The organism is Acinetobacter sp. BZX-2 (assembly GCF_055179795.1).
This window is the reverse complement of record NZ_CM143686.1, coordinates 771,054-792,380: the sequence shown is the minus strand read 5'-3', so window position 1 is coordinate 792,380 and position 21,327 is coordinate 771,054. Positions and strand designations below refer to the sequence as shown.

General features: G+C 38.7%; 18 protein-coding genes. 6 read left to right on the top strand and 12 right to left on the bottom strand.

Annotated features, from left to right (window positions below; translation table 11 throughout):
• The first annotated feature begins 133 nt into the window (after window positions 1-133).
• On the top strand, window positions 134-1,465 hold the full coding sequence (locus ACY45D_RS03740; protein WP_463108505.1) for a Na+/H+ antiporter NhaC family protein: 1,332 nt from the start codon (window positions 134-136) through the stop codon (window positions 1,463-1,465).
• Between the two features lie 100 nt (window positions 1,466-1,565).
• Here the strand turns inward: ACY45D_RS03740 and ACY45D_RS03735 are convergent, their stop codons facing one another.
• Window positions 1,566-2,600, bottom strand: a complete 1,035-nt coding sequence (locus tag ACY45D_RS03735; RefSeq protein WP_463108504.1) for an AraC family transcriptional regulator — start codon at window positions 2,598-2,600, stop codon at window positions 1,566-1,568.
• A 159-nt stretch (window positions 2,601-2,759) separates the two neighbouring features.
• Between ACY45D_RS03735 and ACY45D_RS03730 the strand changes: the two genes are divergently transcribed.
• On the top strand, window positions 2,760-3,635 hold the full coding sequence (locus ACY45D_RS03730; RefSeq protein ID WP_463108503.1) for a metal-dependent hydrolase: 876 nt from the start codon (window positions 2,760-2,762) through the stop codon (window positions 3,633-3,635).
• A 313-nt stretch (window positions 3,636-3,948) separates the two neighbouring features.
• Window positions 3,949-4,824: a metal-dependent hydrolase gene (locus ACY45D_RS03725; protein ID WP_463108502.1), complete on the top strand. Its 876-nt coding sequence runs from the start codon at window positions 3,949-3,951 to the stop codon at window positions 4,822-4,824.
• A 76-nt stretch (window positions 4,825-4,900) separates the two neighbouring features.
• Here ACY45D_RS03725 and ACY45D_RS03720 read toward each other — a convergent pair whose 3' ends face one another.
• The 7 genes from ACY45D_RS03720 to ACY45D_RS03690 form a co-directional block, all read right to left on the bottom strand.
• Window positions 4,901-5,896, bottom strand: a complete 996-nt coding sequence (locus ACY45D_RS03720) for a DUF2804 domain-containing protein (RefSeq protein ID WP_463108501.1) — start codon at window positions 5,894-5,896, stop codon at window positions 4,901-4,903.
• Between the two features lie 539 nt (window positions 5,897-6,435).
• Window positions 6,436-7,338, bottom strand: coding sequence for an alpha/beta hydrolase (locus ACY45D_RS03715; protein ID WP_463108500.1), 903 nt, complete (start codon window positions 7,336-7,338; stop codon window positions 6,436-6,438).
• Between the two features lie 302 nt (window positions 7,339-7,640).
• Window positions 7,641-9,773, bottom strand: coding sequence for a 3-hydroxyacyl-CoA dehydrogenase NAD-binding domain-containing protein (locus ACY45D_RS03710; protein WP_463108499.1), 2,133 nt, complete (start codon window positions 9,771-9,773; stop codon window positions 7,641-7,643).
• 11 nt (window positions 9,774-9,784) lie between these two features.
• A complete protein-coding gene (locus ACY45D_RS03705; protein WP_058870228.1) occupies window positions 9,785-10,990 on the bottom strand; it encodes an acetyl-CoA C-acetyltransferase in 1,206 nt (401 codons plus the stop codon).
• 320 nt (window positions 10,991-11,310) lie between these two features.
• Window positions 11,311-11,829, bottom strand: coding sequence for a GNAT family N-acetyltransferase (locus tag ACY45D_RS03700; protein ID WP_463108498.1), 519 nt, complete (start codon window positions 11,827-11,829; stop codon window positions 11,311-11,313).
• Window positions 11,830-11,847: 18 nt separating this feature from the next.
• Window positions 11,848-12,315 (bottom strand): GNAT family N-acetyltransferase, encoded by a 468-nt coding sequence (locus ACY45D_RS03695; RefSeq protein WP_463108497.1) that lies wholly within the window; start codon window positions 12,313-12,315, stop codon window positions 11,848-11,850.
• Window positions 12,316-12,497: 182 nt separating this feature from the next.
• Complete coding sequence (locus ACY45D_RS03690; protein ID WP_463108496.1) at window positions 12,498-13,508, bottom strand: AraC family transcriptional regulator; 1,011 nt, start codon at window positions 13,506-13,508, stop codon at window positions 12,498-12,500.
• Window positions 13,509-13,718: 210 nt separating this feature from the next.
• Here ACY45D_RS03690 and ACY45D_RS03685 point away from each other — a divergent pair, with 210 nt between their 5' ends.
• The 3 genes from ACY45D_RS03685 to ACY45D_RS03675 all read left to right on the top strand — a co-directional run bounded on the left by ACY45D_RS03685 (window position 13,719) and on the right by ACY45D_RS03675 (window position 19,070).
• Window positions 13,719-14,837, top strand: coding sequence for a CaiB/BaiF CoA transferase family protein (locus ACY45D_RS03685; RefSeq protein WP_463108495.1), 1,119 nt, complete (start codon window positions 13,719-13,721; stop codon window positions 14,835-14,837).
• A 441-nt stretch (window positions 14,838-15,278) separates the two neighbouring features.
• Window positions 15,279-16,529, top strand: a complete 1,251-nt coding sequence (locus tag ACY45D_RS03680) for a carbohydrate porin (protein ID WP_463108494.1) — start codon at window positions 15,279-15,281, stop codon at window positions 16,527-16,529.
• Between the two features lie 156 nt (window positions 16,530-16,685).
• Entirely contained in the window at window positions 16,686-19,070 is a 2,385-nt protein-coding gene (locus ACY45D_RS03675) for a glucose/quinate/shikimate family membrane-bound PQQ-dependent dehydrogenase (protein WP_463108493.1), read from the top strand.
• Window positions 19,071-19,150: 80 nt separating this feature from the next.
• Here ACY45D_RS03675 and ACY45D_RS03670 read toward each other — a convergent pair whose 3' ends face one another.
• The 4 genes from ACY45D_RS03670 to ACY45D_RS03655 all read right to left on the bottom strand — a co-directional run bounded on the left by ACY45D_RS03670 (window position 19,151) and on the right by ACY45D_RS03655 (window position 21,296).
• Window positions 19,151-19,555: an NUDIX hydrolase gene (locus ACY45D_RS03670; RefSeq protein WP_463108492.1), complete on the bottom strand. Its 405-nt coding sequence runs from the start codon at window positions 19,553-19,555 to the stop codon at window positions 19,151-19,153.
• Between the two features lie 5 nt (window positions 19,556-19,560).
• Window positions 19,561-20,730 carry a low temperature requirement protein A gene (locus ACY45D_RS03665; RefSeq protein WP_463108491.1) on the bottom strand — a complete coding sequence of 390 codons (1,170 nt, stop codon included), beginning with the start codon at window positions 20,728-20,730 and terminating at the stop codon, window positions 19,561-19,563.
• 192 nt (window positions 20,731-20,922) lie between these two features.
• Window positions 20,923-21,120 carry a nuclear transport factor 2 family protein gene (locus tag ACY45D_RS03660; RefSeq protein WP_463108490.1) on the bottom strand — a complete coding sequence of 66 codons (198 nt, stop codon included), beginning with the start codon at window positions 21,118-21,120 and terminating at the stop codon, window positions 20,923-20,925.
• A 5-nt stretch (window positions 21,121-21,125) separates the two neighbouring features.
• Window positions 21,126-21,296, bottom strand: a complete 171-nt coding sequence (locus ACY45D_RS03655; protein WP_463108489.1) for a hypothetical protein — start codon at window positions 21,294-21,296, stop codon at window positions 21,126-21,128.
• Window positions 21,297-21,327 lie beyond the last annotated feature (31 nt).

The following is a 21,327-nucleotide window of genomic DNA, read 5'->3' as shown; positions in this document are numbered from 1 at the left end:
AAATAATTTAATAAACATAAATTAAATCATTCAAATATCACAATAATGAGATACAAAATCGTCTGATTTTAATTTTAATGAAATAGCAAAAGCTGTTTATACTATACGGGCTTATCTCTTTTATTCATATGTTATGACCACTCTCCCACACAGTAAAGTGCAAGCTCATGGGCTTGCGCTATTACCACTTATTGTATTTTTAGCCATCTTTTTAGGCAGCGGTATCTATCACACACTCATTGGAACTGAATTTGCATTTTATCAAGTCAAAGCCCCTGTTGCAGCTTTACCCGCCATTATTTTAGCCATCTTACTCTACCGTGGCAAATTAAATACTGCAATTGAAGAATTCCTCCAAGGTGCAAGCCACCCCAACTTGATTCTGATGTTTATGGTGTTCATGTTAGCGGGTGCTTTTGCGAGTGTCTCCAATGCCATAGGTAGTGTCGATGCAACAGTACAGTTTGGTTTATCAATCATTGCACCTGAGTTTGTGCTTCCTATGCTGTTTGTGATTTCAGCATTTGTTGCAACGGCTATGGGCACTTCAATGGGAACCATCGCCGCTTGCGCGCCAATCGCCTTTGGTTTTTCTCAAGCGACAGATATCCAAGCCATTTATGCAGTAGGTGCTGTGGTCAGTGGTGCAATGTTCGGTGATAACTTATCGATGATTTCGGACACCACCATTGCGGCTACACGCAGTCTAAATGTGGAATTAAGAGATAAATTTCGAGTCAATGTCTGGATTGCACTACCTGCCGCAATGGTGACGATTTTAATTTATATATTCACCAATCACGATTCACAGTCTATTGAATATAAAGACTATAATTTTTGGCTGATTCTGCCTTATCTTGCGGTATTTTTTCTCGCCTTTAGCCGACTACATGTCTTAGCTGTACTGAGTATCGGTGTGGTATTTTCGGGCTTAATGGGACTCATTGAAACACCTCACTTCGATCTGTTAAAGCTGAATAGCTCAATTTACTCAGGCTTCGAAGGCATGTTTGAGGTTGCTTTGTTATCTATGCTGTTGGGTGGTCTTTCTGCGATCATGCAAAAAGAAGGCGGCTTAGAATGGTTAATCCAACGGATCTATGTCATTACACGTTTATTTAAAGTTGGCAAACAACGTGCAGGTGAAATCGGCATCAGCTTCTTGGTGGTATTTTCCAATATCTTTGTTGCCAATAATACCGTTGCGATTATTTTATCAGGCGATATGGCGAGAGAAGTTGCCAAAGAATATGGCGTCGACCCAAAACGTGCTGCTGCATTGATGGATATTTTCTCATGTGTGGTACAAGGGATGATTCCTTACGGTGCTCAACTCCTCTTGGCTTGCTCAATTGCAAAATTATCCCCTGTAGAATTGATTGGTTCTATTTATTACTGTTGGGTCTTGGCTATATTTGCGGTATTGGCGATTATCTTTAGATACCCTAAATTTAAAAACGAATAAAAAACAATCTTCTTAGTAGATAGGTCTATAAAGGGTGAGTGCTTATACTCACCTTTGCCCCATCAGATTGAATTGCTTATTGCTATTTCTATTGCCAATTTTATGACTTATCTTTTAATTGTTGTTTCTTTTGCAATAAAGTCTGCCCACTAAACGCTTTATATGCCCTTGCCAATGCTGACTGATCTGAATAACCCAAACGCATTGCGATTTCAGTAAACTGAATATTACTGCCCAACAATAACTCACAACGCTTCATGCGCTCTACTTCAACAATCTTTTTAAACGAAGTATCAAAATCATTCAACTGACGTTGTAAAGTTCTCGTTGAAATATTTAACTCCAGTGCAATATCTTCAATTTTAGGTGCTTGCTCCTTCAGTCTTAAATATTCCGCCACAATAAAATGCAAATGCTGTGGCAAAGTCTCATGTCGCGGTTTAGATGCAATCGCATCCTCCGCTTGCTTGACCAACAATTGCATCAATGAAGGATCAGCCTGCTGTATTTTTACATTCAGGCCCTCTAAACCTAGAACAAAACTATATTCAGCTTTATTGAAAGTGACCTGACAACCATAAAATTTTTGATAGTGGTAAATTGCCATTTGTGGTGGATGTGCGAAATTCACCCCCTGTAATAGGAACTGATTCGCAGGTACGATTTTACGCGCCAAATGCATCATCAATGCATTGGTCAGCTCATTAATTAAAATATATTTTTCATGATGAAATGGCCAAATCAAATGCACTTGCTGCCCTATGAACTCCATTTGCATCGGAATAATATGGTCGCCATCAATCACTAAACGACTGAAACGTAAAATATTTTGTAATGCTTCAGCAATAGTCGTACTCCGTGAAGCCATATAACCTAAAACACCAAAATGCTCAGGGCGTACATATTCTGCCATTTCAAAAATAATTTGAGGACAGTCTAAAGCCTGTTTGGTTTTTTCAATATTCTGCTGAAAGAAAAAGTAAGAAGATTGAGTATCGATTGGCGATGCTAAAATCACTTTTAACAATGCACGTTCTTCCTTTAAAAAATCAGCAGTCAAAGCATCTATCCCCCGCTCAGACAAATACATCTGCCAGAGGTGAAAATATCCATTCGGTATTTGTAATTCCTGCATAGCGTTATGCTCTGGTCCTATCAGTCATTTTGATATTGGCTTTGACATTTAAAATTTTCATTATGTCGTAAAATGTATAAAAAATGTCAACATCTGTCAAAACAAAGTTGAAAAACACCGACATACTGAAAGTATCAAAGGTGATGCAAGTAAAATAAGATGAATGCATTAGTGAAATATCAAGTAGAACCTGTCGTTCGAACTAAACTCGATTTTAAATTAGGTGAAGTTCCTCGTTTTTGGTTCGGTGGAGACCCTTTCCGCACTCGCATATTTGATGCTCTGAGTCTGACCTTTCCTGATGGTGAGCGTTACTTTATTGAAAGTGTTCGTTTATTTCGCGACAAGATCACAGATCCAGACTTACAGCAACGTGTTGCAGATTTTATTCGTCAGGAAGCGCAACACGGTATTGCGCATGACAAAATGAATCAAGTGATGAAACAGCAAGGTATGCCTGTTGATCAATTTATCACGTTCTTAAATAAACTTTTTAAATTCGAACTCACACAACGTTCACCACAGTACAACATTGCCATGACCGCTGCTGCTGAACACTTGACTGCATTGATGGCTGAAACCTTCTATAGCAAAAAAGAGACCTTAGCAGAAGCACATCCCTACGTACGTGCCTTATTAGCTTGGCATGCGATTGAAGAAATGGAACACCGTGATGTTGCTTTTGATGTGATGCGTGATGTTGGTGAAGTTCCAGACAGTTTACGACGTTTTTCTCTCGCCTTTATTACAGTGATGATGTTTAGCTTCACGTTGTATCGTGCCAATATTATGCTCGGACATGATGGGTTTAGTCGTTTTGATCGCTTTAAAATGGCATATAAAGGCCTCCCTTGGTTCTTTGGTAGAAAAGGGATGCTCACAGCAATGAAAAGTGAGTATTTAGATTGGTTTAAAAAAGACTTCCATCCAAGTCAACATCCTGTAATTCGTCAATATCAAGTTTGGGTCGACACCATGGCTGAAACCAATGATCCTATCAAGGCGGGTGAAGCCTTTTGGCAAGCCGCTTTATAAAAACTGATCTTTGTTTAAGGGGATAATTCACCAATTATCCCCTTTATCTCCTTAAAATTTTAAGTTTGAATTGAGTACGGAGCTAAGCATGGACTCACATATAAAATATCAGGTGAATCCTGTTCTTAAACTCACGTTTTGACACACTGCACCAGCTCAAAATAATAACGATCGTTGAGTAAAATCATCTGCTGATAAATTGATTGACTAAAACTGACATCTTTAAACTTAAAATTGGCATGACATGACGTCATATATAGACTGTATCTTTGTCATAATCGCAATCGAATTAGAATATGTGAAACAAAATAAGATGAATGCATTCACCCAATATCAAGTTGATCCTATCGTTCGAACCAATCTAGACTTCAAGCTTGAGCAAATCCCTCGCTTTTGGTTTGGTGGTGATCCATTTAAAACGCGTATGTTTGATGCACTGAGTCTGACGTTTCCAGATGGTGAGCGTTATTTTATTCAATGTGTACGGTTATATAGAGAACATATTACCAATCCTGATTTACAGCAAAAAGTTGCTGATTTCATTAAACAAGAGGCTCAACATGGCATCGCTCATGACAAAATGAATCAGATCCTCATTGATCAAGGCATGCCCGTTCAAAAATTTACACAGCATGTCAATCAAAGACTTGGCCATGCGCTAAAACGTTATCCTAAACAATACAATATTGCGATTACAGCAGCATGTGAACATTTAACTGCATTGATGGCCGATGCTTTCTTTAGTGAAAAAGCCACAATGCAAGATGCTCACCCTTTTATACGTGCCTTATTTGCTTGGCATTCAATTGAAGAAATGGAGCATCGTGATGTCGCTTATGATGTGATGACTCAAGTTGCTGGGACTTCAAATAGATTGCGTTATGCGGCACTGGCTTTAGTCACCGTACTGATGTTCGGCTTTACCATGCAACGCGCCAATGGCTTACTTAAAGCAGATGGATTTAGTATTTTTGAACGTATAAAAATGGCTCGTCAAGGATTGCCATGGTTTTTAGGACAACAAGGTATTCTCAGTCGTTTAAAATCTGAATATCTAGACTGGTACTCAGCAGACTTTCATCCAAGTCAGCATGCAATTATTCAGCAATACCAAACCTTTGTAGATGAATTAGCAAAAACAAATGACCCTATTTTAGCAGGTGAAGCTTTTTGGCAAGCTGCTTCATAATCTTTATCCTGATGTCAGCTAAAAAGATTTTTGTTTAAGCTATTGACTTGCCAAGTCACTCAATGAAGCAACAGCATTACCATTTGGCATAATGCTGTTCGAGTAATGCATACTCATGTTCTAATTCAATCATTTCACCTGTTTCTGTTTCTATCGTACCACTGACTTTGGACTGCCATTGGCTAAACTGACTTCCAACAAGACGCAGATTTAAATTTTCGAAACGTCGCCAACCTGTTTCTACGACCAACTGTAATTTTTGATTTAAAGAACGAATTGACCAAACATTCTCATCTAATTTTTCAAAAAGTACATCAGAAAGTGGGTAAAGCACACCATTCACCCAAAGACAATTTTCATTACCAAAGCTTTCATTCACACCTGATGCAAGATTTACCCCGATCCGCTGTCCATTTTTATCCCAAAAATTAGTCGACAACCAAAACCATGCAGTTTCAGGTCTTAAGAAACCGCAAGTATCATCTAAAGAAGCCAGTGTTTTTTCATTGAAGTGAATGGTTTCTTTGTTTTTATTAATAAAAAAACCTTCTACAGCCAATGTTGTTTTCTTTTGCGTATACGTCCAACCATTGATTCCATTTGGACTACATAAACTTAAAGGTTCAGTTCCTGCACAGAAAATACGTGCTTTGAGTTGTTCTTCACCATGCCGTGTCACTTGAATATAGCGCACACCATTGGCATGTTGCATTTCAAACTCAAAAGGTGATTTTGTAAAATAACTTTGACTATAAAGCGGTTGCTCATCGACAACAGTGCCACGGCCTAGAATCGTATTGGCATTCCATTCTAAAACCTCATTACTTGCATGGTCATAGATATAGATAAAACCATGCCCTGCCCAACCAATATCTGCAATCGCAATACCAAGGGTATATTGTTCATGCTGTATAGAACAAAATTTAAACTTCTTATATTTTAATTGTTTACGCCATCCAGTTAAGGTTTTCCCGTATGGTGTTTTGTACATATATTGATTCACATCAATCGTTGTAGGCAGATCCTTAAAACGTCCATATCGTGGTTGACCATTACTTTGTATTAAATCCATTGTATTTTTCCCAATCCTTTATCTCAGGGACGTTATAAGACTTTAGTCGAATATTTGATTATTACTATTTTTGCAGATTTAGCAATATGATCTATGACCAAAACAATCTCTATTCAAGTTTTAGATAAACTGTTCTAAACAGAAAGCTTAGAACGATTCAACCTCAAGTTTCTCATTGATATTACTTAGCTTTTATCCATTTTAATCAGAAGATTAAAAAGTTACCAATACAAAAAAAGTAAAATGATTGATGTTTAGCTGATCGAACTGAAATATTTTGACAAGGCTGTTTCAAATTGGACAATCAATTTTTAATATCATTATCTATTGGCTTACTTTGATGTGCTGATTATATTTTCAAATCAGTTTTTGAAATACGTTTGAATAATACAAAGCTCTATTGTTACAAAACCTGAGCTCAGAATAGTTAAAGCATATATTCATGCTTAAATTTTCACTATTTGAACTCAGGTTGATCACTTAAATTTAGCAATAGAGAATGCTAAAAATCACTTTTCTTCATTGAGAAAATACATGTTTCACATATATTTGCCAAACCAATCAAGCATTTGCTTTGGGTTTTCTGAGAAATAGTTATAACCATCAAAACGACGCGTCGTACCTTCAATCCAAAACAATTCTTTTTCAGCAGGAATATTTGCATAAATTGTTTCTACATCAGACGGCTTAGTTAAAATATCTTGATGTACTTGCACAACTAAGGTTGGGACTTGAACTGCTTTGGCATGTTCAATCGGTGAAAGTTCATCAATGTGGAAGCCTGTACGTCTTTGGCTACATAAGTCGAAATACTCTGTGCCTTGCTGAGGATCAATATTGGCACTTTCACATGCTTTTTCAATAAAAGGTCTTGCCGATACGGGCTGTAATGCAATCATAGATTTAATATGACTGAATTCCTCTGGATGCTTATTCATCGCAACCATCGTTGAGTTACATCCTAAACAGATACTCAGTAATGAGGTTTCCATACCTTTGGTATCTGGTCTTGTTTTGGCATAGCGCAGTGAGCCAATCACATCACGATATTCAAATAAACCAATACCAACCTTTCCACCATTGCCTGTATTACTATTGCCATGATTTCTCAAATCATACGCAAGGATATTGTATCCTGCATCATGTAATGCTTTGTATTGCGGGATAAAATTAACTTCAAAGCCACCAAAGTTTTGCCAACCTTCTAGATGTCCAGGATAACCATAACGATTGCCCGGCATAAAATGATTACAGATGATTAATTTATTTGATCCTTTCGCTGGAATAAACCAACCCTCTAAAGAAACACCATCCATAGATGGGAAAAACACATCTTCATATTCCAAATCAAACTCATCAGGTCTACGGAGTACAGGGGTACGATAAGAGTTAGCAAAAAAATCCGCTAGCCCTTCGATTATTTGTTTTTGCTCACTATCCATTTTCGAGTTCCTCTTTTTTATTAGAATGTAATATATATCACGATATTTTTATTTTTTGTATTTTTGCTATCCATTTTTAAAAGTTTTAAATCTCACGCAAAGAATTTAATATTGAATCCGATATTGATACTTATCTTCATTTTTACGATGATGAAGAATGTGTAAAACATTCACATCTAAAATTAAATCTATAATTCTTAATGTAAAAAACCTGAATCCAATGAATTCAGGTTTTTGTTTTAAAACATACAATGACAGCAGTGCTATAAATACCGCAGCATGATCATATAAAATGAATTCATTTAATCAATTTTACCGCTACTCACCTTATCTTTAAGCAACTGCGGTGCTTTAAAACGCTCACCATATTTCGCCTCAAGTTGATTAGCACGTTGTTCAGCTTTGTCTAAACCATATTGATTTAAAAACTGAATCGCTCCACCTGTCCACGGCGCAAAACCAATCCCAAAGATCGAACCAATATTGGCATCAATCACCGACTCAAGGACGTTCTCTTCATAACAACGCAATGTATCTAATGCTTGCACAAATAGGAAGCGGTCGATCATTTCTTGTTCAGAAATATCTACATCTTTTTTCCAGTGGCTCAAACCCTCCCAAAGATGTTTTTTGCCACCTTCTGGATAATCATAAAAACCTGCTCCAGCTGCTTTACCTTTACGGTTAAAAGTGTGAATCATGGTCTGAATGACATCATCTGCACCTGAGCGTGGTAAATCTTTACCCTCAGCTTGAAGTGCTTTACGTGTTTCATTGGCAACATGCTCAGAAAGCGTTAATGCGACTTCGTCCTGAATAGCCAATGGGCCAACTGGCATACCCGCTTTGAGTGCTGCCATTTCAATACGAGCTGGGTGTACACCTTCATGTAGTAAACGTAACCCTTCCTGAACAAAAGTACCAAAAACGCGACTGGTGAAGAAGCCACGGCTATCATTCACAACAATCGGAATTTTGCCAATTTGCTGTACATAGTCATACGCTTTTGCCAAAGTTTCAGCAGAGGTATTTTTACCTTTAATGATCTCAACCAATTGCATTTTATCGACAGGACTAAAGAAATGCAGACCAATAAAGTTCGCTTGGTCTTTCGAGGCCTTTGCCAAACCTGTGATCGGTAATGTCGAAGTATTTGAAGCCATCACCCCGCCATCGATAAGGAATGCTTCAGCTTCTTGAGTGACTTTCGCTTTGAGCTCTTGATTTTCAAATACCGCTTCAATAATTAAATCACAGCCTTTTAAATCTTCCGCAGATGCTGTTGCAGTAATTAAGCTTAAAACCTGATCACGTTTTTCAGCCGTCATACGACCTTGTGATACTTTTTTATCCAGTAATTTTTGGCTATAGGCTTTGCCTTTTTCTGCATTTTCAACAGAAACATCTTTTAGTACAACGGGAATGCCTTTGGTTGCTGTTGAATAAGCAATACCCGCACCCATCATCCCTGCACCAAGCACACCAACTTTGGTCGCTTGCCATTTTGCAACATCTTTAGGACGGCTTGCGCCCGCTTTAATGGCATTTAATCCATGCCAAAAAGTACCGATCATATTTTTTGAAATTTGACCTGTCGCAAGATAGGTAAAATAACGAGATTCAATGGTCAGTGCCGTATCTACATCGACTTGCGCACCTTCAACCGCAGCCGCCATGATCGCTTCAGGAGCAGGATAGCAACCTTTGGTTTTATCACGTAGCATCGCTGGTGCAATCGCCAGCATTTGTGCAACCGCAGGTGTTTTAGGATCACCACCCGGAATTTTATAACCTTTGGCATCAAAAGGTTGTTGTGATTTCGGATTAGCTTTTACCCAAGCAATCGCCTTATCCATCAACTCTTCAGGTGTTTCCGCAGTATCTTGAATTAAACCAAGAGATTTTGCTTTATCCACACCAAACTGCTTACCTTCCATTAAGAATGGAAAAGCATTTTGTAGACCTAAAAGGCGTACCATACGCACGATACCACCACCACCTGGTAGCAGACCTAAAGTCACTTCTGGCAGGCCAAACTTCGTTTTAGGATCATTCAGTGCAATACGTGCATGACACCCTAAAGCGATTTCCCAACCACCACCTAAAGCCGTACCATTCAATGCTGCAACCACAGGGACACCTAAAGTTTCGATATAACGAAACTCTGCTTTCATTTTCTGAATCATTTCAAAAAATGGTGTGGCATCTTCCAAACGTGCTTGGATCAATTCATCCAAATCACCGCCTGCAAAAAAGGTTTTCTTCGCTGAACGGAAAATAATTCCCGTAATCGATGTTTCAGATTTCAGTTTAGAAACAACATTTTCCAAAGCCACACGGAAATCACCATTCATGGTATTTGCTGATTGATTCGGAGAATCTAAAGTTAGAATAATAATGCCGTCGTCATTTTTAAGATATTGAATTGCGCTCATTATTATTCTCCTTATACCAACTCAATAATGGTCGCAATACCCATGCCACCACCTACACATAATGTCGCCAAACCACGCTTTTTGCCTTGACGCTCTAATTCATCCAGTAATGTTCCGAGAATCATTGCACCTGTCGCACCCAATGGATGACCCATCGCAATTGCGCCGCCATTCACATTGACTTTCTCAGCAGGCACTTTTAACTCCGTCATAAAACGCATCACCACAGATGCAAAGGCTTCATTCACTTCAAATAGATCAATATCGTCAATGGTTAAGCCAGCTTTTGCCAATGCTTTACGTGCAGCAGGTGCAGGCCCTGTCAGCATAATAGTTGGATCTGAACCCACCAACGCCGTTGCCAGTACTTTAGCACGTGGTTTTAAACCTTGTTCTTTGACTGCTTTCTCGGATGCAAGTAATACCAGCGCTGCGCCATCGACAATACCTGATGAATTGCCTGCATGATGCACATGATTAATTTTTTGCGCTTCTGGATATTGTTGTAATGCAATCGCATCAAAACCCATTGCACCCATCATTTCAAAACTTGGATTAAGTTTTGCCAAACCTTCCGCTGTTGTTGACGGTTTGATAAATTCATCTTGATCTAAAATGGTCACACCTGCTTTGTCTTTGATAGCAACCACAGATTGATTGAAATAACCCGCAGCTTGTGCAGCAGCAGCTTTACGTTGAGAATTTGCTGCAAAGGCATCGACATCTGAACGGGTATAACCATCCAAGGTTGCGATTAGATCAGCTCCAATTCCCTGAGGAACAAAGTGTGATTTTAAATTGGTTTCAGGGTCTAATGCCCACGGCCCACCATCCGAACCCATTGCTATACGTGACATCGACTCGACGCCACCTGCAACAACCACATCTTCCCAACCTGAACGTACTTTTTGCGCCGCCATGTTGACCGCTTCTAAACCTGATGCACAGAAACGGTTAATTTGTACACCCGCAACATCATTGTCCCAACCCGCAGCAATTGCCGCAGTTTTCGCAATATCACCACCTTGGTCTGCAATAGGCGTGACACAACCCAAGACAATATCATCCACTTTCGAGGTATCTAAATGATGACGATCTTTCAACTCATTCAACAATGTGGTCAATAGCGTAATCGGTTTCACTTCATGCAGTGAACCATCTTTCTTTCCTTTTCCGCGTGGTGTGCGAATGGCGTCAATGATATAAGCCTCGCTCATAGCTGTTCCTTTTTATGACTTCTAGATTGTTATGTGTTTCGAGTGTACTTTATAACGTTGAGAGTGCAATGACGAGAATGGAAAAGTCCATTGATATTTTTTGTCAATTGCACATTTCAAAATCCTGATTATTTATACAATGAATCAAGCTCTTATAGAATTTTTATTGCATAAAAAATGTGTAGAATAAGTGAATTATGAGTATTTAATCCGATATTGATTTAAATTTTTTCAGAGAAGCACTGACTAAAATAAAAGATCATGGATCAATATCACTAAAAGAATAACGTTGAATCGTGATACCTTTCAAATGCCTAATTTTACTTAATGACCAATCGCATTGCACATCGACTTTCTCGAGAAAAACCAAAAGCAACTTCATTGTTTAATGCATTTTGAAGATACATCGGCAAATTACATTGACTGATCATTTGAAAACCCAACTTTTCATAAAAAGGACGATTCCAAGCCACATAGGAAAATGTCGTTAAACTCACCGATACAAAGTCATTCTGCTTAGCATAATCAATTGCAAATTCAATCAGTTGACGACCAATGCCCTGTTTTTGAAAATCAAGATGGACATCCATTTCGATGATATAAAAATCCTGCTCTTGTTTCTTTGCATATAAAAACCCAACAGGTTGATCTTGCTCATTTACGATGACAAATGAGTAGGCATTAACAATCAATTCAAGATGAGTATCTGCTGACAAAACTGGACTTTTAGCAATCCATGCGAATTCAGATACACTTAGAAATGCTTGAGCCGCAGACCGCTCTATTTCAATGAGTTTTTCAATATCTAAAAGATTTATAGCTCGAACAGAATAAGTCATGTTTTAGGTCTATTTACGCTATTGATGTGTAGCCAAATTTAAATGAAAGAATTGATTAAACTCAGAAGCTTGATAATCTGAAAATGCCTCACCTTTGTGAAAACCAAACTTCTTATACAATGCAATGGCAGGCTCAAAAGACACATGCGTGCCTGTTTCTAAACTCACTTGTTGATAATGATTCTGTCGTGCGATCTCTAATAAATATTGCAAAATTTGAGTTGCTGCACCTTTACGTAAATGTTCAGGATGCGTTCGCATAGATTTTAATTCAGCATGTGTGGGAGAAAGTTCTTGTATTGCACCGCAGGCTAAAAGTACATCATCTTGCCAAAGGGTATAAAACTGAATATTCGGTTTTTGCAAACCTGTTAAATCCAATGCAAAACTATTTTCAATCGGTGACGTTGCATGCATACCTTGTAGATGAATACGCAGTAAATTTTGTACCTCTAAATCATTAAAATCGCCCAATTGGATGCTCACCGATTCACTCTCCGTTATTTCTGATTTTTTAATTTTTGAATTGGATGCTTTATCTCAATATCACACGTCTGACCATGAGACACAACAAAAAATTGAGCATAAAAAAGCCCAAGTGGCCTTGGGCAGAAAACTTAAAACTATATCTAAAAATCTAAGACTAAACTAAGAACTTCAATCAAAACTTAGTGATAACCATGTAACTGACGATACAGACCCGGTGTCACGCCTGTCCATTTCTTAAATGCACGGTGGAATGTACTGGTTTCACTAAAGCCAACTTGTTGCGCGACATCTTCCAACGTTAAGTCAGGATTGAGCAATAAATGAATAGCAGCATCACGGCGTAAAGCATCTTTGACACCCTGATAGCTCTTACCTTCCGCAGCCAAACGACGGCGTAAAGTTTGAGGAGATAAATACAACATTGAAGCGACATCGTTCAAGGTTGGCATTTCCTCACCAATTTGACTCTTTAAAACATCACGAATACGTGAAGTCAATGAATTGGTATTTTTAAATTTCACCAACAACTGAGCTGGTGCAGCTTTTAAAAACTCTTCCAAACTCGCTTCGTTTTGACGAATCGGTAAATCGAGATAATCCGCAGCAAAAGTGATTTCTGTACGCGGCATATCAAATTGCATCACGGGTGCAAAGAACAAAGCATCATATTCATCTGCATGATTTGGACGTGGATACCCAAAATGCACACGCTCTAAAGGAATACGGCGCTCGATCAACCAAGAGGCTAAACCATGCCAAATCATCAGCATACTTTCTGTGATGAAATGATCAGGATCCATGGTTTTAGGAATCAATGGAACCAAACGCGCTTCATGCTTATCACGTTCAACAGCAACCGACCATTCATCGCCGAATAATTTATAAAATTGCGATGAAAGCTCCAAAGCTTCACCTAAGGTCTTGGCATGAATGATCAATTGGCACATGATCGCAAAAGAACCCAAGCGTCTTGGTTGAATATCAAAACCAACATGCTCGTCTTGGGTTACAAGCCATAACATTTTAACAAAGCGTGTATATTGCTCTGGAGAAATACGCGCTTTAGGTTGACGAAGTAACTCTGCCTCTATGCCCACGTGTGAAAGTAAGGTGTCAACATCCATCCCTAGACGCTTTACGCCTGTTAGGGCTGCATTCACAAAATGGATACTGATCGTATCACGGCTCATGTTAAATCCTTCAGTTTCTTTGATGTTCACTAGAGTTGACCTAAATGACGCTAAAAAATGTTTAATTGGCGATTTACAACATTGCTTATCGCCTTTTTACATCTTAAATTGCCGAAATGATCAAGGTAAATGGCTGAACATGACATTGTTATATGAGTTTTATATTTCTAATATAAGGTAAAAATCAATCTAAATTTGGTAAAAATCATTATGACAACAGCTTTAAAGGGATTGAAAATACTCGATTTTTCAACATTATTACCGGGCCCCTTTGCGACAATGTATCTTGCAGACATGGGGGCAGAAGTGATCCATGTTGAATCACCGACACGCCCAGATTTAGTCCGTTTATTTCCTCCCTACGCCAATGGACAAGCCACGTCTCACAGTTATCTAAATCGCAATAAACAATCTGTCGCCTTAGATTTAAAAGATCCAAAAAATATTGAACTGATTAAACAAAAAATTTCTGAGTTTGACATTGTGGTTGAACAATTTAGGCCGGGGGTCATGCAACGTCTTGGTTTGGACTATCACACACTTGCAGAAATAAATCCTAGACTGATTTATTGTTCCATCACGGGTTATGGACAAACTGGCTTATACAAAGACAAAGCTGGGCACGATATTAACTATATTGCTTTATCAGGTATCGCAGGTCATAGCGGTCGTCAAGACAGTGGCCCCCCACCCATGGGCATCCAAATTGCAGATGTCGCAGGCGGCTCCTTACATGCTGTGATTGGAATCCTAGCTGCGCTTACAGAACGTCAAAATAGTGGCATGGGACAATACATTGATATTTCAATGACTGACTGTGTTGTCAGCATGAATAATATGGCAGCTGCTGCCAGTCTTGCAGGTGGACAGCATCAAAAAGTAGAAACGGAACAATTGAATGGTGGTACTTTTTATGACTATTACAAAACTCAAGATGGACGTTATATTTCAATTGGAAGTTTAGAACCGCAATTTATGAATGGTTTAGCCACGACCCTAGATTTACCATTACTCCTCGCAAAAGGTGCTTCTTTTGATTCAGATGATCGCAAAGAAGTTAAACAAGCCATTCAGGATAAGATTGCAACAAAAACATGGACGGAATGGAACCAAATTTTTAGCCAGCTTGATTATTGTGTAGAGCCTGTTTTAAACCTCGATGAAGCATTAACCTCCCCGCTCGCCACTGAACGCAATTGGGTTGTAGAAGTTCCGTTAAAAGCCAACTCGGATCAAAAAGAACCACAATTGGCATGTCCAATTAAGTTTTCTCGTTCACAAATGCGTTATGACTATATTGGGCAAGAACTGGGCGAAGGTGATTGGTAATTCAATTTCATTGTTGATGAATGTTCCGATCTAAATGACTGGAACTTATTCTATTTCCAATAATTCACTTCATTTTTTAAGCCAATGATATGTGTAATCAACTCAATCAGTGATTACACATATTCTTTTTAAACATACAAAATTGTGCATTTTTATACTAAAACACTATTTTCACTTAGATCTTTTTCCAATAATAAAAAGCCTTAAAATTACAAAACCCAAACAAGAGGCATTGTGCTCATAAGATGATCTAATTTTATAAAAATTACCAAAAAATAATAACTTAAGATGATTAGCACACCTTAATATAAGTACAAATATTATCAATATACGATAAAATATATACAAAAGTTACATAATAAATCCAAAAATAATGAATCTTTATACAAAACAAGAGTATCATACATAATTAGTTACAAATTGTTATCGAGGTCACCAAATATGAATAAAACTAAAGGTTCTTATTGGGCATTCAGCCTTTTATCATTAAGTTGTTCATTGTCTAACGTACATGCGGCGGAAGCATTTGATGCAAATAGCCCATGGATGTTTGGTGACTGGAATGGTAAACGAACTGAATTGCAGCAAAAGGGTTATGATTTTAGCTTAGGCTATACAGGTGAACTGGCAACACTACTTGATTCAGATCAACATTCAAGCCATGGCACTGAATATGCAGACCAATTTGCTATCGGCGCGCATTTAGATTTAGAAAAAGTTTTAGGCTGGCAAGACACAGAAGCTCAAATCACCATCACTGAACGTAATGGTCGCTCGCTCTCTCAAACCTCAGATGCCTTAGCGGGTCATCTCAGCTCAACTCAAGAAGTGTGGGGACGTGGTCAAACTTGGCGTTTAACTGATTTTTGGATCAAGAAAAAATTCTTAGATCAAAAGTTAGATATTAAAGTGGGGCGTTTTGGTGAAGGCGAAGACTTCAATAGTTTTGACTGTGATTTCCAAAATCTTGCACTATGTGGTTCTCAGGTCGGTAACTGGGTGGGTGATCAATGGTACAACTGGCCAGTTAGTCAATGGGCTGCTCGCGTTAAGTACAACATCCAACCTGATTTATATGCACAAGTGGGTGCTTATGAATACAACCCAGAAAATTTAGAACGTGGTAAAGGCTGGAACCTCAGCACAGATGGTTCACATGGCGCCATCATTCCTGCTGAAATCGTATGGCAACCTCACGTTGGTATTGCCAAACTTCCTGGTGAATATCGTCTAGGTTATTACTACAGCACAGCAGATGCGCCTGAAATTTTACACGCAGATAAAACCTCACATAAACAAGGGCTTTGGGTTGTTGCTAAACAGCAATTAACCACACATAACGACGACAAAAACCGTGGTCTAACAGGTTTTGTCAATGTCACAGTGCATGACTCAGATACCAACCACGTTGGTAATATGCAAAATATTGGGCTTGTCTATAAAGGTGCTTTCGACGCTCGACCTAAAGATGAAATCGCATTAGGTGTAGCTCGAATTAGTATCAATGATGACGTCAATGACACTCAAGTCCTTCAACAAGATGAAGAATACAATGCTGAACTCTATTACGGTGTTCATGCAACAAATTGGCTAACCATTCGCCCAAATATTCAATATATACATCATGTTGGAGCATATAAAAATGGTGAAAATGCGTGGGTTGGTGGCATCAAGTTCCAAACCGCATTTTAGTTTATAGATAATAAATATTTCAGTTGCTTGTCTTTTTAATGTTCACACTTTCTGCAACTGAGATATTTAAAATCTAGAAATTTAAGCAAAGCTCCTCATCAAACTTGTGAAAGATCGATGAGGATTTTTACAATTAAGAAATTATAGGTGGTCATTATGCAAACTCCATCTTCAGGACTCAGAACTTTGACCATTGTGATTGCAATTGTCATGGGTTTGGTCTTATTGATCGGCGGAATATGGCTTGCAGTTTTAGGTGGGTCTTGGTACTACATCATTGCAGGTTTATTCTTTATTGCGACAGCAATTTTATTGCGTAAATTAAACAGCACAGCATTAATTGTTTATGCAGCACTGGTACTCGGAACAGTTGTTTGGGGACTTTGGGAAGTTGGTTCAGACTTCTTTGCCCTTGCACCTCGTTTAGATATTCTAGGTGTATTTGGTTTGTGGTTGCTCATTCCAGCAGTCACGCGTGGTTTTGACGCAAAGAATGCCAAAATTGCCTTATCAGGTACATTGGCGATTACCATTGCCGTTATGGTGTATTCGATTTTCAATGATCCGCAAGAAATCCGTGGGACATTATCAAGTAATCAACCCACACCTGCTGCTATTGATGGTATCGCCGATGGTGACTGGCCTGCTTATGGTCGCACGCAATCTGGTCTACGTTACTCTCCATTAACTCAAATTAATGAAAAGAACGTAAAAGACTTAAAAGTGGCTTGGGAATATCACACCAAAGATTTTAAAACAGACAAAGATTCTGGGGAAACCACCAATCAAGTCACACCCATTAAAATTGGTAATAGTATGTACATTTGTACAACTCACCAAAAATTGGTTTCACTTGACCCAGCAACAGGTAAGGAAAAATGGGTATTTGATCCTAAGTTAAAAGCGGATCATACATTCCAGCATTTAACTTGCCGTGGTGTTTCATATTATGATACTGCCAATACCACAGGTTTTGCAGCCAGCTTACAAAGCAAAAAATCAGCATCAGCAGAATGCCCTCGTAAAGTCATTCTACCTGTGAACGATGGTCGTATCGTTGCAGTGAATGCCGATACAGGTAAAGCATGTAGTGACTTTGGTCGCAATGGCGAAGTTGATTTACAAAAAGATATGCCTTTCCCTTATCCGGGTGGATATATCCCAACTTCTCCTCCAGTTGTGACAGGTACAACCATCATTATCGCGGGTTCAACAACCGATAACTATTCAACAGAAGAACCATCGGGTGTGATCCGTGGTTATGATGTAAATACTGGTGCGTTATTATGGGTATTTGATACAGGCGCAGAAGATCCAAATAAGATTCCTGGACCTGGTCAAACTTATGTACAAAACTCACCAAATGCATGGGCGCCATTGGCTTATGATGCAAAATTGGACATCGTTTATGTACCAACAGGCGTAGGAACACCTGATATTTGGGGCGGTAACCGTACTGAATTACATGAACGTTATGCAAACTCAATGCTTGCGATCAATGCAACCACGGGTAAATTGGTTTGGCATTTCCAAACAACCCATCATGATTTATGGGATATGGATGTACCTTCGCAACCTACACTTGCAGATATTCAAGATAAGACGGGACAAACCGTTCCTGCGATTTACGTATTAACCAAAACGGGTAATGCCTTTGTTTTAGACCGTCGTAATGGTCAAGCCATTGTTCCAATCAATGAAAGACCTGTACCGCAAACTGTAAAACGTGGTCCACAAACCAAAGGTGAACGTTATTCACCAACTCAACCTTTTTCAGATTTTGATTTAGCACCGAAAGAGAAATTGACAGACAAACAAATGTGGGGCGCAACCATGTTTGACCAATTGATCTGTCGTGTATCATTCCACAAGCTAAACTATGATGGTATTTATACGCCACCTTCTGAAAACGGTACGCTGGTTTTCCCAGGTAACTTAGGTGTCTTCGAATGGGGTGGCATGTCGGTCAACCCTGATCGTCAAATTGCTGTAATGAATCCAATTGGCTTGCCATTTGTATCTAAGTTAATTCCTGCAGATCCAAATCGTGCAAAAACAGCGAAAGGTGCGGGTACAGAAGCTGGGGTACAACCAATGTATGGCGTACCTTATGGCGTGGAAATTAGTGCTTTCTTATCTCCTTTCGGCTTGCCATGTAAACAACCTGCTTGGGGCTATGTTGCTGGTGTAGACTTAAAAACACATAATGTGGCTTGGAAACGTCGTATCGGAACGATCCGTGACAGTTTACCGGGTATTCCATTACCACCATTTAAAATGGGTGTGCCGATGTTGGGTGGTTCTATCTCAACAGCAGGAAATGTAATGTTCCTTGGCGGTACACAAGATAATTACATTCGTGCAATTAACGTCAGCAATGGTGATGAGCTTTGGAAAGGTCGTTTACCTGCGGGTGGTCAAGCAACACCGATGACTTATGAAAGTAATGGCAAACAATATGTTGTCATTATGGCAGGTGGTCATGGTTCATTTGGTACTAAAATGGGTGACTCTTTAGTTGCTTATGCATTACCAGATTAAGCATTAAACTGATCATTAAAATAAAAAAACAGGTCTTTATGACCTGTTTTTTTTGCGTTACTTTTAAGCTTTCACTCTGACTAAAATGCCCGACTCTGCACCTGACCATTAAAAGCCATACAATCTTCAACACGAATTTTTTGTACAGATGATAATTCTGCCACATCAAACCATCGGTACTCAGAATGCTCATCACTCAATTGAATGGTTTGCCCTTCAGCAATCTGACAACGGAAAATAAAAGCGTGCGAACTTACCGCTGAATGAAAATAAACACCTGATAAATATTCAATGGAAATATCACAACCTAACTCTTCATAACATTCACGAACTAAAGCCTGATGAATGGTTTCCCCTTGATCCAAACCTCCACCGGGTAAGCCCCATGCACAATCTGCATAAGTTGCCTTCAACAATAAAACTTGATGATATGCATTGAAAATAACAGAATGCGAACTTAAACGATAAAAATCGTGAAACCCCATAAAGCTTACTTCGCTAAAAAATATTTTGAAAAAACTAAGCGTAGAGCGTAAACAACAGCTATTGCAAACACACTATAACCTAAGCTATGAATAAACATGGGAATACACAACACGATAACTGCAGATATTGGATAGAACCATTTTCGAATCCCTTTAAGATAATAAATATCCTGCAATAGCCACAAACATCCGCTATAAACAACGAGAGAAATCGCAATGAAATAGGCGACCAGTTCTGATGAAACTTCCGCTTTATGTGCAATGACATCGACAGCTGCGGCTAAACCCGCACCTAAAGCCGCAATACTCACAAAAATAAAAAAGTGACCATAACCCCAAATAAATGTACGTTTTTTACTATTTAAATGTTCTGCAACACTATGATCAAAATAAGCCCACCACATAGTAAACATGATCAATAAGCCCCCTGCTGTAAGAAACCAGAGCTCTTTACTGAATAATGCATTATTCATTGCATCTGAAATTGCAGCAAAGCAACCAATGATAGACTCGCCCAATACAATAATCGTTAATAAGCCATAACGCTCGACAATATGATGCCGATGCCACGGTGTCATATCATTGGTTTCAGCAAAAAATGGAATACTTAACTCCACCAATGCAAGCAATACAAATAAATAAATCGTGAAATCAATTGGGCTAAATTGAAAAAATAACCAAAGCATTTGAACAGCAATAATACCAAACGCATATTTTAATGCGATCTGCTTTCGCTCAGGATCATGCTTGGCGGCTCGCAGCCATTGCGTGACTAAAGCCAATCGCATAATCACATAACCAATAAAAATCATGTCAAAATTTTGATGCTGGAAAACACGTGGAATACCAGCGGCGACCACTAACGAACCGCTAATTTGGACAAAGGTCATCACCCGATAAAGCGCATCATCATTATCGTAAGCAGAGGCGAACCAAGTAAAATTCATCCAAGCCCACCACAACGCAAAAAACACTGCAAAATAAAGTGTTAGGCCGTGTGACAAATGATTTTCAATAATACTGTGGTGCAATTGTTGCCCTGCAGTAGCAATCGCAACGACAAAGATTAAATCGAATAATAATTCTAGTGGTGTCGCAGCACGATGAGATTCATGCGGATTTCTTGCGTTTAATGGTCTAAGCCATCCGAGCTTTGATAACTGTGAATTTGGCATTTTGTTTTCTTTATGAGATTATTATCATGATTTTTTCAAATCTTAGCGCGACATACAAGCCCCTAATCACGTTTAAATGACTTCACCTATCAATTTTATCGTGTTTATTTTAAATTCTCGTGAATTATATATCATCACCTATCTCAAAGATTTTTAGATTCTATCCCTGAGAAATGTTAGAACTGCGATAGATTAAACCACCAATCTCAATTTTGGATTATCTTTCAAAACTATGGCTTTTCCTGTGATCATATCGACTGGCATTGAAATATGCTGATGCACCACCAACCAATGTCCTTGCTGTTTTTTCAGACAAAGTGTTGTACGACACCAAGGCATTTTTATTTTATCTTTCAATAGATTATTTTCAATTTTAGAGTGACAATGCAAAACGGCTAATGCTTCTGAAGCATAGATTTTAATATCACGGCGAACATGCTAATGTCATCTGCACATTGACCTAACAGATAGTCTACCTGCTGACCAATAACAGCATCATCCCATAACTTAATTTGCAACAATACTTCATCCACAATCTCTCGATCGCCGTCAATTTTAATTTTCATGCAAAAGACTCCGTTATTGTTATTTGTGACT

What these genes read in the sequence shown, in the direction of transcription:
- ACY45D_RS03740 (WP_463108505.1), top strand. Translation starts at nt 134, where the DNA reads ATGACCACTCTCCCACACAGTAAAGTGCAAGCTCATGGGCTTGCGCTA.
- ACY45D_RS03735 (WP_463108504.1), bottom strand. Translation starts at nt 2,600, where the DNA reads ATGCAGGAATTACAAATACCGAATGGATATTTTCACCTCTGGCAGATG.
- ACY45D_RS03730 (WP_463108503.1), top strand. Translation starts at nt 2,760, where the DNA reads ATGAATGCATTAGTGAAATATCAAGTAGAACCTGTCGTTCGAACTAAA.
- ACY45D_RS03725 (WP_463108502.1), top strand. Translation starts at nt 3,949, where the DNA reads ATGAATGCATTCACCCAATATCAAGTTGATCCTATCGTTCGAACCAAT.
- ACY45D_RS03720 (WP_463108501.1), bottom strand. Translation starts at nt 5,896, where the DNA reads ATGGATTTAATACAAAGTAATGGTCAACCACGATATGGACGTTTTAAG.
- ACY45D_RS03715 (WP_463108500.1), bottom strand. Translation starts at nt 7,338, where the DNA reads ATGGATAGTGAGCAAAAACAAATAATCGAAGGGCTAGCGGATTTTTTT.
- ACY45D_RS03710 (WP_463108499.1), bottom strand. Translation starts at nt 9,773, where the DNA reads ATGAGCGCAATTCAATATCTTAAAAATGACGACGGCATTATTATTCTA.
- ACY45D_RS03705 (WP_058870228.1), bottom strand. Translation starts at nt 10,990, where the DNA reads ATGAGCGAGGCTTATATCATTGACGCCATTCGCACACCACGCGGAAAA.
- ACY45D_RS03700 (WP_463108498.1), bottom strand. Translation starts at nt 11,829, where the DNA reads ATGACTTATTCTGTTCGAGCTATAAATCTTTTAGATATTGAAAAACTC.
- ACY45D_RS03690 (WP_463108496.1), bottom strand. Translation starts at nt 13,508, where the DNA reads ATGAGCCGTGATACGATCAGTATCCATTTTGTGAATGCAGCCCTAACA.
- ACY45D_RS03685 (WP_463108495.1), top strand. Translation starts at nt 13,719, where the DNA reads ATGACAACAGCTTTAAAGGGATTGAAAATACTCGATTTTTCAACATTA.
- ACY45D_RS03680 (WP_463108494.1), top strand. Translation starts at nt 15,279, where the DNA reads ATGAATAAAACTAAAGGTTCTTATTGGGCATTCAGCCTTTTATCATTA.
- ACY45D_RS03675 (WP_463108493.1), top strand. Translation starts at nt 16,686, where the DNA reads ATGCAAACTCCATCTTCAGGACTCAGAACTTTGACCATTGTGATTGCA.
- ACY45D_RS03670 (WP_463108492.1), bottom strand. Translation starts at nt 19,555, where the DNA reads ATGGGGTTTCACGATTTTTATCGTTTAAGTTCGCATTCTGTTATTTTC.
- ACY45D_RS03665 (WP_463108491.1), bottom strand. Translation starts at nt 20,730, where the DNA reads ATGCCAAATTCACAGTTATCAAAGCTCGGATGGCTTAGACCATTAAAC.
- ACY45D_RS03655 (WP_463108489.1), bottom strand. Translation starts at nt 21,296, where the DNA reads ATGAAAATTAAAATTGACGGCGATCGAGAGATTGTGGATGAAGTATTG.